Source organism: Polyangium sp. 15x6, from assembly GCF_029960785.1.
Classification (GTDB): domain Bacteria; phylum Myxococcota_A; class Polyangia; order Polyangiales; family Polyangiaceae; genus Polyangium.
The window spans coordinates 41,425-52,479 of record NZ_JASBQE010000020.1 but is presented as its reverse complement, the minus strand read 5'-3'; the positions used below and the strand labels follow the sequence as shown (position 1 = coordinate 52,479).

At 68.8% G+C, this 11,055-nt stretch carries 11 protein-coding genes and 1 pseudogene; 6 read left to right on the top strand and 6 right to left on the bottom strand.

The features are described 5' to 3' along the window. Nucleotides 1-2 precede the first annotated feature (2 nt). Complete coding sequence (locus tag QHF83_RS16990; RefSeq protein ID WP_282418888.1) at nt 3-476, bottom strand: hypothetical protein; 474 nt, start codon at nt 474-476, stop codon at nt 3-5. A gap of 229 nt (nt 477-705) precedes the next feature. Here QHF83_RS16990 and QHF83_RS16985 point away from each other — a divergent pair, with 229 nt between their 5' ends. From QHF83_RS16985 to QHF83_RS16975, 3 genes are all read left to right on the top strand, one after another. Beyond that, nucleotides 706-1,077 carry a hypothetical protein gene (locus tag QHF83_RS16985; RefSeq protein ID WP_282418887.1) on the top strand — a complete coding sequence of 124 codons (372 nt, stop codon included), beginning with the start codon at nt 706-708 and terminating at the stop codon, nt 1,075-1,077. 19 nt (nt 1,078-1,096) lie between these two features. After that, nucleotides 1,097-1,591, top strand: coding sequence for an MmcQ/YjbR family DNA-binding protein (locus tag QHF83_RS16980; protein WP_282418886.1), 495 nt, complete (start codon nt 1,097-1,099; stop codon nt 1,589-1,591). Between the two features lie 186 nt (nt 1,592-1,777). Next, nucleotides 1,778-2,908: an STAS domain-containing protein gene (locus QHF83_RS16975; protein WP_282418885.1), complete on the top strand. Its 1,131-nt coding sequence runs from the start codon at nt 1,778-1,780 to the stop codon at nt 2,906-2,908. On the opposite strand, the gene QHF83_RS16970 is transcribed toward QHF83_RS16975, so the two are convergent. From QHF83_RS16970 to QHF83_RS16950, 5 genes are read right to left on the bottom strand one after another with little or no spacing between them, the layout of a single operon-like run. Continuing rightward, a complete protein-coding gene (locus QHF83_RS16970) occupies nt 2,902-3,921 on the bottom strand; it encodes a DUF1152 domain-containing protein (protein WP_282418884.1) in 1,020 nt (339 codons plus the stop codon). The two genes, QHF83_RS16975 and QHF83_RS16970, sit on opposite strands and share 7 nt — an antisense overlap. A gap of 53 nt (nt 3,922-3,974) precedes the next feature. Further along, on the bottom strand, nt 3,975-4,772 hold the full coding sequence (locus tag QHF83_RS16965) for a succinate dehydrogenase/fumarate reductase iron-sulfur subunit (protein WP_282418970.1): 798 nt from the start codon (nt 4,770-4,772) through the stop codon (nt 3,975-3,977). Next, nucleotides 4,772-6,682, bottom strand: a complete 1,911-nt coding sequence (locus tag QHF83_RS16960; protein ID WP_282418883.1) for a fumarate reductase/succinate dehydrogenase flavoprotein subunit — start codon at nt 6,680-6,682, stop codon at nt 4,772-4,774. The genes QHF83_RS16965 and QHF83_RS16960 overlap by 1 nt, the downstream gene beginning before the upstream one ends. Before the next feature lie 12 nt (nt 6,683-6,694). Further along, the gene (locus QHF83_RS16955) at nt 6,695-7,363 is read right to left on the bottom strand and encodes a succinate dehydrogenase cytochrome b subunit (protein ID WP_282418882.1); all 669 of its coding nucleotides are present in this window, start codon (nt 7,361-7,363) and stop codon (nt 6,695-6,697) included. A 36-nt stretch (nt 7,364-7,399) separates the two neighbouring features. Next, nucleotides 7,400-8,077, bottom strand: a complete 678-nt coding sequence (locus tag QHF83_RS16950) for a hypothetical protein (RefSeq protein WP_282418881.1) — start codon at nt 8,075-8,077, stop codon at nt 7,400-7,402. 319 nt (nt 8,078-8,396) lie between these two features. Here QHF83_RS16950 and QHF83_RS53470 point away from each other — a divergent pair. From QHF83_RS53470 to QHF83_RS16935, 3 genes and pseudogenes are all read left to right on the top strand, one after another. Beyond that, nucleotides 8,397-8,777, top strand: a pseudogene (locus QHF83_RS53470) (Hsp20/alpha crystallin family protein); the annotation flags it as partial. 288 nt (nt 8,778-9,065) lie between these two features. Further along, nucleotides 9,066-9,968 (top strand): undecaprenyl-diphosphate phosphatase, encoded by a 903-nt coding sequence (locus QHF83_RS16940; protein WP_282418879.1) that lies wholly within the window; start codon nt 9,066-9,068, stop codon nt 9,966-9,968. Continuing rightward, nucleotides 9,938-11,035, top strand: a complete 1,098-nt coding sequence (locus QHF83_RS16935) for a mannose-1-phosphate guanylyltransferase (RefSeq protein ID WP_282418878.1) — start codon at nt 9,938-9,940, stop codon at nt 11,033-11,035. The genes QHF83_RS16940 and QHF83_RS16935 overlap by 31 nt, the downstream gene beginning before the upstream one ends. Nucleotides 11,036-11,055: the final 20 nt, after the last annotated feature.

Sequence of the window (11,055 nt, the reverse complement as noted above, 5' to 3'; positions counted from 1 at the left end):
CCTCACCCCGCGGGCTCTACGCGGCGTTTCACTCGGTAGAGGGCGAGCGCGGCCAGGGCGACGGTGATCGCGAGCGGCGCCCCTTCGTTCGAGCTTCCGACTGCCGACACGGAGCAGCCCTTTTTCTCGGCCACGGACACGGTCGCGGCGGACGGCGTCGGGCTCGGGGTCTTTGCGTCGGCCGGCTGCGGGGTCTGGGTCTTCGTGTCGGCCGGCTGTGTGGCCGGGGCTTTGGCGCCTGCCACGCAGCGGAGCAGCTCCCGGCCCCGGAGGTCCTTCACGCCGGTGCACGTGCCGGCCGCGCCCTGGGGATCGGCGCATGCATCGCCGGACTTCTTGTCGTAACAGCTCTCTTCGAGCGGCCCGACCTCGTCCGCGGCCGCGGAGGCGGAGCCGACGAGCGCGGCGAGCGCGAGGAGGACGCCGGAAAGTCGGCGCGGGAAGGAGGGTTTGTCCTGGGAAATGGGGGCGCGCATCCAGCACAACTCGCTCCTTCGCCCGGCGAAGTCAAGGGCGACGGGGGCGCCGAGGTGCGGCGGGGCGGGGCGCCGGCGTCCGGGGCCGGATCGAGAGCACGATTCTACCCCCTCGACATCCGGCGCGAGGGGGCGGCAGAATGGGGGGCCATGTCTCGATGGGTCGCTTGCGCCGCGCTCGTCCTCGGACGCTCTTCGGGCGCGCTCGCGCGCGGGCGGGCTGGAGAACGTGTCGAAGGCGCGCGAGATCGCGCTCGCCGAGGCCCTCGCGACCTACGAGCGCCTCGCCGCCGAGCCGCTCGGCCCGACGTCGCCGCCCGCGTTTCGCAAGGCGCGCGAGGAAGGCAGCAAGCGGGAGCGGGCCCTGCTCGCGCTCGTGCCATCGCTGCTCGTCGTCGTGACGGGCGCGGCGACCGAGGACGTGAAGGCGACGGTCGACGGCAAACCGCTCGCGCTCGGGACCGGCGTGGCCACGCGCTCCGTGCGCGGCGGGAAGGAGGACGCCCGCCGTCCCGGCCTCGGTCGCGCCCGGGCCTCTGCCCGCGACCGACGCGAAGACCGCCAAACCATTGCCTTCCGTGACGACGAAAAAGACGCGTGACCTCAGGTATTGAGAGACCATGGCGAGCACGAAAGCCAGTACGACGAAATCGACGAAGACCACCAAGAAGGCGGCCGCGAAGACGGCCAAGACGACGGCAAAGAAGGCCGCTCCCCCGGCGAAAAAGGCGGTTCGTGGGGCGAGCAAGATGGAGGGGCCGGGCGGAACGCTGGAGCGGTTCCGCGTCATTTGCATGAGTTTTCCCGAGGCGACCGAGGTCGAGGCCTGGGGGCATCCGACGTTCCGGGTGCGCGATAAAATCTTTGCTGGGATCGGCGGAGAGAATGGCGTGTGGTCGTTCGGCGTGAAGACCACGTTCGAGATGCAGGCCGGGCTCGTGGCCACCGATCCGCGATTCACGATCGCGAAATACGTGGGCAAGCACGGATGGGTCGACGTGCGGATCGACGAGCAGAACGACGGCCCGATCGACTGGAACGAGGTGCGGGCCCTCGTCGCGGGCAGCTACAAAATGATCGCCCCGAAAGCCCTCGCCGCGCGCGTGGACGACTGAGCCGCTCGCCTTTCCACGTCACATCGTTGACGTGTCCGCGGGAAATTCCTTCCGAGGTGTAATCGTTTTTGCGTATTTCCCGCTCGACGCTGCGACGAGCGACATGATAGTCCCTTCGTGGTACTGCATGGGTTCGTGGAGACTGTAATGGATTCGGCTTGGTTCCAGCATTGCCCTGGTATCCTCGTGGCCACGAGTCAGGAGGGCGCGATTTCCGGCTTCAATCCCGAGGCCGAGCGTGTCCTCGGAGCCGAGCGTGTGCGAGGCGGCTCCTTGTTCGAGTCCCTTCACCCCGATCACAGGGACGCGGTCGCGTCGGCGTGGGCGAAGATGAGCGAGGGCGAAGACTGGAATGCCCTCTGCCAAATGCGTGACGCCGACGGCCTCTATCGTTCGTTTTCATTGCATGCGCGGCGCGCGGCGGGGCGCTCCGAGATCTACGTCACCATTGTCCCGACGCCGGGCGTCTCTTCGGGTCGGCTCGCGGTGCCGCCTGCGGAAGACCTCGCATTGCTGCCCCCAATCGCGCCCGAGCGTGTCCTTCGCGCGATCCTCGATAGCCTGGATCTATCGGCGTACGTGATCGATCAGGAGGGCACGTACCTGCTGCACGACGGCAAGGGGTGCAGGACCGGCGGCAACGAGCCCGGGACGCTCATCGGACAGAACCTCTTCGAGCTTTACAAGGACGTGACCGATGGAGTGGCCGCCATCCGTCGCGCGCTCGAGGGAGAGTTCATCAATTCGACGAATGATGCACTCGACATCCTGTGGGAGAGCTGGTTCGTTCCGATACGCAACAAGGAGGGCGAGACCACGCACATGCTGGGCCTGACGCTCGCCAAGCGCGACATGCGAAAAGCAATGCTCGAGCTCCGGACGAAGATGGAGCTCATCGAGCGGCAAGAGGAGGTCATCCGGAACCTGGAGACGCCCGTGATCCAGGTCTGGGAGAAGGTGCTGACGCTCCCGATGATGGGCGTCGTCGACAGCCGGCGCGTGGCGCGCGTGATGGATGACCTGCTCTCGGCCGTGGTGCGCACGTCGGCGCGGTTCGCGATCCTCGATCTGACCGGCGTCGATATGGTCGACACGATGACGGCGAGCCATCTCTTCAGCCTCATTCGCGCGATCCGGCTGCTCGGCGCGGAGGGCATCGTCACGGGGATCCGGCCGACGGTGGCGCAGACGATGGTGACGCTCGGGCTGGATCTGTCGAGCCTGACGACGTGCGCGAACTTGCGCGAGGGGCTCCGGCTCTGCATTCGCCGGATGGTAGACGAGACGCGTGTTCGTCGGGACGAACAGCCTCAATAACCGACCATATCCTCCTGCCGCGGCAGGTTCTCCACCTCGCGCGGGCCCTCGGCGAGCAAGGCGCGGCCGCGGCGGAGCGCGAGGTGGCAATCCCGCACCGTGGTGCAATCGCGGATCCAGCCGACGATCTTCGAGCGGCGCGCCACGACCTCGACGTCGAACGCCCAGATCATGGCCATGAGCGGCCAGACGAAGAAGCGGCCGGGGCTCACCCGGCTGCAGAGGGCCGGCGGGACTCGTTCGCCGCCGAAATGGCCCTCGGCCGCGGAAAGAATGAATCCGGTGAGCGCCGAGCGGAACGTCTGGTTCGCATAGACGTGCTCGATGCAGCGCTTGTAGAAGCCATACCCGGGGCTCGTCGGTTCGAGGCTCACGGCGCCGAGGAAGCCGCCCGCCTCGGTGAGCTCGGCGATGGCGCGCAGGCTGGCGGCGTCCGAGACGCCATTGAAGCGGTCGGCGCCGAGGCCGATCGAGCAGAGCAGCTTGAGCTTCAAGCCGGAGAGCGAAGCCACCGCGCCGACGGAGACCGCGTCCTCGATCGGATCGCCGAGCCCCTCCTCGTCGCCGCGCATCAGCGAATCCGAGCCGCCGTCGACGAGGATCACGGCGTCGACGGCGTGCCGGCGGACGAGCTCGGCATAAAAATCGCGGAGAGCGGGCACGGTGAAGGCCCGCGCATAATAGGCGTAGACGAAATGCGGCGCGCCTTCGGGGCGCTCCTGGTCGAGGAAGCTCGCGAGGTGCACCTCGGGGCCGTAATCGGGCGGGGGGCTCGAATGTCCGAGGACCCGCTTGACGACGGCGCCGGTCTCGGCCGTATACACGACGGGCGCGTCGTCGATCCGCTCGGGCTCCCCGAACGAATAACTGCCGAGGATCACGCGCTTGCCGAGGCGTTCGAGCTCGGGCAGGAGCGTCGCGCCTTGCAAGAAATCGAAGCCTCCGCCGCAGCCGCAGAGCAGGACGGTCTCGATGGCGGGGTCGGCGAGGCGCGCGAGGAAGGTCGGGAGCATGGCGCGGCGCCAAGGATACCACGGCGCCGGCCGAGGCGCGTAGAACGAGCGCGTCAGCGGCGTCGTTTCGGCGTGCCGGGCTCGATGTGCCGCGTCGGCGCGCGGCCCTCGCCGCGGAGCCGGGCCGCGAGGTAGTCGCGGTTCATTTGCGTGATGACCTGGAGGGGAATGCTCTTCGGGCACGCGGTCTCGCATTCCCCCGCGAACGTGCAATGGCCGAATCCCTCGGCCGCCGCGGCCCGGACCATGCGCAGCGCGCGCCGCCCGCGCTCGGGCTGGCCCTGCGGGAGTTTTCCGAGGTGCGTGATCTTCGCGCCCGTGAAGAGCGCGGCCGAGGCATTCGGGCAAGCCGCGATGCAGGCGCCGCACGCGATGCACGCCGCGGCGTCCATGGCTTCTTCGGCAAAGTCCTTGGGGATCGTCGATGTGTTCGCCTCCGGCGCATTGCCCGTGTTGACGGAGACGTAGCCGCCCGCGGCGATGATCCGATCGAGCGCGCTGCGGTTGATGACGAGATCCTTGATGAGAGGAAATGCCTTCGCCCGGAAGGGCTCGAGGAAGAGCGTCTCACCGTCGCGGAAGTTCCGGAGATAGACCTGGCACGCGGCCGCGCCCTTTAGCGGGCCGTGCGCGAGGCCGTTGACCATGAATCCGCACGTGCCGCAGATACCCTCGCGGCAATCGCTATCGAATGCGATCGGCTCCTCGCCTTTTCGTACGAGGTCCTCGTTGACGACGTCGAGCAGCTCGAGCAGCGACATGTCGGGCGAGGCCTCCGCGGTCTCGTACCGGACGAACCGGCCCGGCTCCTCGGGGCTCCGTTGACGCCAGACCTCGAGCGCGATCCGCATCACTTGTAGCTCCTTTGCATGGGCGGGGCCGCCTCGAAGACGAGCGGCTCCTTGTGCAGGACGGGCGGTTCGCCCTCGCGCCATTCCCACGCGGCGACGTAGGCGAAATGCTCGTCGTCGCGCAGGGCCTCGCCGTCCGGCGTCTGGTACTCCTCGCGGAAATGGCCGCCGCAGGACTCCTCGCGGCGGAGGGCGTCGCGGCAGATGAGCTCGGCGAGCTCGAAATAATCGGCGACGCGGCCGGCGGTCTCGAGCTCCCGGTTCAAGGATTCGCCGTGGCCGGGGACGAGGATTTCCCGGTAAAACTTCTCGCGCAGCTCGGGGATCCGGGCGAGCGCGCTTTCGAGGCCCGCGCGGCTCCGCGACATGCCGCATTGGTCCCAGAGCAGCTTGCCGAGCTCGCGGTGGAACGAGGCGGCGGTGCGCTTGCCGTGCACCGAGAGCAGCCGCTCGATGCGGGCGGCCGTGGCCTTGCGCGCCTCCTCGAACGCGGGGTGAGAATCGTCGATCGCCGGTGGCTTCGCGCGCGCGAGGTAGCTGCCGACGGCGAGCGGCGCGATGAAATAGCCGTCGGCGAGGCCCTGCATGAGCGCGCTCGCGCCGAGCCGGTTCGCCCCGTGATCGGAGAAGTTCGCCTCGCCGATGACGAAGAGGCCGTCGATCGTGCTCATGAGATCGTAATCGACCCAGAGGCCGCCCATCGTGTAATGAATGGCCGGGTAGATGCGCATCGGGGTGCGGTAGGGGTCGTCGCCGGTGATCTCGGCGTACATGGCGAAGAGGTTTCCATACCGCTCGCCGATGACGTCCGCGCCGAGGCGGCGGATCGCGTCCGCGAAATCGAGGTAGACGCCGAGGCCGCTCTTGCCGACGCCGCGGCCCTCGTCGCAGACGGCCTTGGCCGCGCGAGAGGCGACGTCGCGCGGGGTGAGGTTTCCATAACTCGGGTAGCGGCGCTCGAGGTAATAATCGCGCTGATCCTCGGGGATCTGCTCGGGCGAGCGTTCGTCCCCGGCGCGGAGCGGGACCCAGATGCGGCCGTCGTTGCGGAGCGATTCGCTCATGAGCGTGAGCTTCGATTGGTGCTCGCCGCTGACGGGTATGCACGTGGGGTGGATCTGCGTGAAGCAGGGGTTCGCGAAGTACGCGCCGCGGCGATGGGCGCGCCAGATCGCAGTCGCGTTCGAATTGCGCGCGTACGTGGAGAGGAAATACGCATTGCCATAGCCGCCCGTGGCGAGGACGACGGCGTCGGCGACGAACGTGCGGATCTCGCCGGTCACGAGGTCACGCGCGACGATGCCGCGGGCTTTGCCGTTGGCGACGACGAGGTCGAGCATCTCCGTGCGCGGCGAGATGCGCACCGTGCCTGCCTGGACCTGGCGAAGCAAGGCCTGGTAGGCGCCGAGGAGGAGCTGCTGGCCCGTCTGGCCGCGCGCATAAAACGTGCGAGAGACCTGGGCGCCGCCGAAGGAGCGATTCGCGAGTTTTCCGCCGTATTCGCGGGCGAACGGGACGCCCTGCGCGACGCATTGATCGATGATGCGCAGGCTCACCTCGGCGAGGCGGTAGACGTTGCCCTCGCGGGCCCGGTAGTCGCCGCCCTTGATCGTGTCCTGGAAGAGGCGCTGCACGCTGTCGCCGTCGTTCTGGTAGTTCTTGGCGGCGTTGATGCCGCCCTGGGCCGCGATGCTGTGCGCGCGGCGCGGGCTGTCGTGGAAGAAGACGCATTCGACGCGGTAGCCGAGCTCGCCGAGCGTGGCCGCCGCGGAGGCGCCCGCGAGGCCCGTGCCGACGACGAGCACCCGGTATTTGCGGCGGTTCGCCGGGCTCACGAGCGCGTATTCGAGCTTGCGGCGCTCCCATTTCTGCGGAAGAGGGCCGCCGGGGATCTTGCCGTCGAGGTGCATGAAAGCCTTCCCCTACCGCCCCCTCGTGAGAGAGAGCGCGAGCGCGGTGATCGGAATGGCGGCGAGGCCCAGGGCGACGATCAGCGCGAGGATGACGGACAGTCGCTGGAGCCCGCGCAGCCGGTCACGCCGCAGGGTGAGCCCGAGCGATTGCGTCATCGCGAGCACGCCGTGCGAGACGTGCAAGCCGAGCGCGATCATGCTGACCACGTAAATCACCGTGGGCACGACCGAGGCGAACGCGACCGAGACATTCGAATACACGCGCCCCGGGACGTACGCGGGGTGCGCGAAGCCCAGGGTCAAATGGAGGACGTGATAGACGACGAACCCGAGGAGGACGAGGCCGGTCCAGATCATCGTGCGCGCGCCGAGGCTGCTCGCGGCGCGCTCGTAGCGGCCATACGAGATCGGACGCGCGACCTGCTTGCGCATGTAGAGGTCGAGCGCGACGACCACGTGAACGCAGAACGACGCGAAGAGGACGGCGCGGGCCGACCAGAGCAGGGCGGCGTTCCGGTGGAGGAGCGCGGCATACGCGTCGAGCGCCTCGGGGCCGGCGAAATATAGCAGGTTGCCCGCGAAGTGCAGGACGACGTATACCGTGAGCACGATCCCGCTCACCGCCATGAGCGCCTTTTTGGTGACGCTCGTCGCCCCGATTTCCACGCTCGTCGCCATTCCGGGCCCTCCTCCCTGCATGACGATCCGGAGTCCTCAGCGGGGATATCCGTAATAATAGACGCGCGGCTGGGCGGGGCCTTGCTGGATGACCACCGAGCGCGGATAAAAGAACGGGTCGTACCACCAGTACGGATACGCCCCGCCGCCCCAGCCATAGCCAAACCCGTACGTCACCGTGGACGGGGGAGGCTCGATGGTGCGCCGCTCGAACGGGGTCCGCTGCGTGACGACACGATCGTCGGTGTGCACCCGCCAGACGATGTCGAATTGCGGCAGGTCACGGGCGCCTCGGAGCGACTCCGGGAGCGGAAAGTAGGCGTCGATCGTCGTCGATTCGCCGCGCGGGATCACGACGACGGGCATGCCCTCGTGGGTCGCATTCACGAACGCAGGCGTGGTCTCGCCCGCCATGTCGGCGAACTGTACGCGGAGCTCTCGTGTATCGACGGTCCACGGCTCGGTGCCGTCCTCGTTCGCCACGACGAAGCGGAGGTGCAGCGCGCGGACCGGCTTCTCGTCCTCGGAGAGACGCACGTCCGTCACGCCGAACGAGCTCACCCGCACGTCCCCTTTGCCAGAGCCCGGCGGGATGTCGTACCGCGCCGCGGGATACCCCGATACCGATGCGTTGGCTTGCTCGGCGGGCTGGTAATAATACGAGCTGCCGCATCCGGTCACGGCGAGCGCGAGGGCGAGGAGCAAACGGCGCATGTCCTTCGATCCGTGCAACCTTCATGCAAAACGGGAACGAGGCCCTTCGAGGCTGCCCGTTCGCGACCCCTCGCGGCGAGCTCCTCCGTGAAGTGTGCAATCGTGACAACGCCCCGCGCACGAATCGTGCAAAGACGCGCGCATCCAACCATTGGAGGGGGTCATCATGGCCGGATTCATGCGCAGACGAGAAGGCCGGGAAGGGCAGGGGCAATCGCGCGAGATGGCGCAGGCAGGCGCCCGGGAGCCGGGTCGAGAGCAGCGGCTCGCGACCGTGGATCCGTTCCGCGCGCTCGGCTACGGGGACCCATTCCGGCGCATGCGCGAGATGCTCGCCTGGGATCCGTTCGCCGAAATGGAATCCTTCCTGCCGCAAGGCCGAGCCTTCATGCCCGACATGGAGGTGCGCGAGACGAAGGATGGATACGTGATCCGCGCGGATCTGCCGGGCCTGAAGGAGGACGACGTCTCGATCGACGTCTCCGGCCGGCGGCTCACGATCAGCGGCAGGCGCGAGGAGGAGCAGCGCGACGAGGGCGACCGATACTGGGCCTACGAGCGCTCGTACGGGAGTTTTACCCGGTCGTTCACGCTGCCCGAGGGGATCGAGCCGGAGCGGATCGAAGCAAACCTGAACAGCGGCGTGCTGGAGGTGCACATCCCGAAATCGAAGGCAGAGGAGCCGAAGCGCATCAGCGTGAAGCGGGGTGAAGGCCGCGCCGAGGAGCAAGCCGCGCAATCGGGCGTGCGTCCGCAAACCTCGGCGAGCGGCGCGTCGGGCACGGGCGCGAGCACGACCGCGGGGCCATCGCCCGCGACAGGCGCGACGAGCGCGACAGGCGGGACATCGGGCGCGACGCACGGGGCCTCGCAGGCCACGACGGGCGCGGGAAGCAGTGAACAGGGCATGACGCAGGGGGGCTCACGAGAAAAAGCTGCCTAGCAGCCCGATTTACAAGGGCGCCGCCGCGCTGCTATCACTGCCCGCGTGCTGCCGCTCGCGGAGGTCGTGCTGCTCGCCGGGATTCAGGGCCTCGCCGAGGCGCTGCCGATCTCGCGTTCGGGGCACGACGTGGTCGCCCGCCTCTGGCTCGATCCGGGGCGGAGCGCCGCGGCGCTCGAGTCGATCTTGCACGTCGCGACGGCCTCGGCGCTCCTCGTCGGCGCCCGGCGGCGCCTCGTCGCCGCGGTCTCCGAGGGCCTCAGGGCCGTCGCGCGTCCTTCGCTCGTGCGCTCGTCGCCGGGCGCGCACGACGCGGCCGTGCTCGTGGTCGCCGCGGGCACGAGCCTGCTCGCGCGTGCTGTCGCCGCGCCGTACGTCGAGCTCTGGAGCGGCGCGCCGATCGCGGTGGGCTTCGGCCTCGTCTGGACGGGGCTCGTCGTGGCCACGATGAGCCTCGCCCCGGCCGGGCGCGAGGAGGCGCCGCCGCTCTCGCTCGCCGCGCTGCTCGGCCTCGTGCACGGGACGGGCGCGCTGCCCGGCGGCTCGGACGTGGGCGCGGCGCTCGTGATCGCGATGTGGATGGGCACGAAGCCCGATCGCGCGCTCGATCTTTCGTTCGCGCTCACGGGCATCACGCTGCTCGCGTCGTTCGTTTCGGGCCTCTTCGGGACGCCGGAGGCCCTTCCGATCGGCGCGCCGGCCATCGTCTTCGGCCTTTTGACGGCTTTCCTCGGCGCGACGGTCGCGATCGGCCTCGCGCGCAGCTTGCTCGAAAAACACGCCCTCGCGCGGCTCGCGTTCTGGATCCTCCCCTTGGGCTTCGCCACGGTCTCGTACGGCCGTTCGTTCGGCGAGGCTTCGGCCCGGGAGGCGCCGGCGTCGCCCGTGATGGCCGCTATGTACATGGATGACAAACCATGCAATCCGCTCCTTCCGTCTACGCCCTGATCCTCGCCGGCGGCGCCGGCACGCGTTTCTGGCCGGCCTCGCGCGCCGCGCGGCCGAAGCAGCTCTTGCCGCTCGTCGGGAAAACCCCGCTCATCCGGCAGACGGCGGAGCGGATCACGCCGCTCGTCGACTGGGAGCGGCTCTTCGTGGCGACGGGCAAGCACCTCGTGGAGCAGACGGCCGAGGCATTGCCGGAGCTCTACGCCGAGAACACGCTCGTCGAGCCCGCCGCGCGGAACACGGCGCCTTGCATTGGTTGGGCGGCCTTCCATATTGCCCGGACGAACCCCGACGCGGTGCTGATGGTCCTGCCGAGTGATCACCACGTGCGCGACGTCCCGGGCTTCCGGCGCGCGCTCGAGCGCGCGGTGGCCTCGGCCGCGAGCGGGACGATCACGACGATCGGAATCAAGCCCACGCACGCGGAGACGGGCTACGGGTACATCGAGCTCGAAGGCGAGGCGCGGGGCGCGGACGCGCTGCCGGCGAAACGATTCGTGGAGAAGCCGGACGCGGCGCGCGCGGAAAGCTTCGTGGCCGGCGGCAAGCACCTCTGGAATGCGGGGATGTTCTTTTTCCGGGTTTGCGACATGGTGGAGGCGATCCGCGCGCACATGCCCGCCCTCGCCGAGGGGCTCGACGCGATCGACCGCGCCGCCGAGGAGGGCGAGGAGCAGGCCGCGCTCGAACGAATCTTCCCGACATTGCCGTCGATCAGCATCGATCACGGCGTGATGGACCACGTCGACCATTTCGCCGTCGTCCCCGGCGATTTCGGCTGGAGCGACGTGGGGAGTTTTCAGACGGCATTCGATCTCGCCGAGAAGGACGCGCAGCAGAATGCGGCGCCGCCGAGCGCGCTGTTCGTCGACGCGCGGCGGAACCTCGTGCTCGATCTGCGCACGGGGGCGGAGGAGGGCAAACGCGTGATTGCGCTCGTCGGCGTGGACGACCTCGTGGTGGTGGAGACCGACGACGCCTTGCTCGTGGTGCCGCGGGCGCGGGCGCAGGACGTGAAAGAGGTCGTCGCGGCGCTCAAGGCGCGCGGACGAACCCGCCTCGTTTGATACGGGAATCAGGGGCCGCT

Coding starts and splice junctions, on each gene's coding strand:
- QHF83_RS16980 (WP_282418886.1), top strand. CDS start 1,097: ATGGCGAGCACGAAAGCCAGTACGACGAAATCGACGAAGACCACCAAG.
- QHF83_RS16935 (WP_282418878.1), top strand. CDS start 9,938: ATGCAATCCGCTCCTTCCGTCTACGCCCTGATCCTCGCCGGCGGCGCC.
- QHF83_RS16970 (WP_282418884.1), bottom strand. CDS start 3,921: ATGCTCCCGACCTTCCTCGCGCGCCTCGCCGACCCCGCCATCGAGACC.
- QHF83_RS16990 (WP_282418888.1), bottom strand. CDS start 476: ATGCGCGCCCCCATTTCCCAGGACAAACCCTCCTTCCCGCGCCGACTT.
- QHF83_RS16950 (WP_282418881.1), bottom strand. CDS start 8,077: ATGCGCCGTTTGCTCCTCGCCCTCGCGCTCGCCGTGACCGGATGCGGC.
- QHF83_RS16955 (WP_282418882.1), bottom strand. CDS start 7,363: ATGGCGACGAGCGTGGAAATCGGGGCGACGAGCGTCACCAAAAAGGCG.
- QHF83_RS16965 (WP_282418970.1), bottom strand. CDS start 4,772: ATGCGGATCGCGCTCGAGGTCTGGCGTCAACGGAGCCCCGAGGAGCCG.
- QHF83_RS16960 (WP_282418883.1), bottom strand. CDS start 6,682: ATGCACCTCGACGGCAAGATCCCCGGCGGCCCTCTTCCGCAGAAATGG.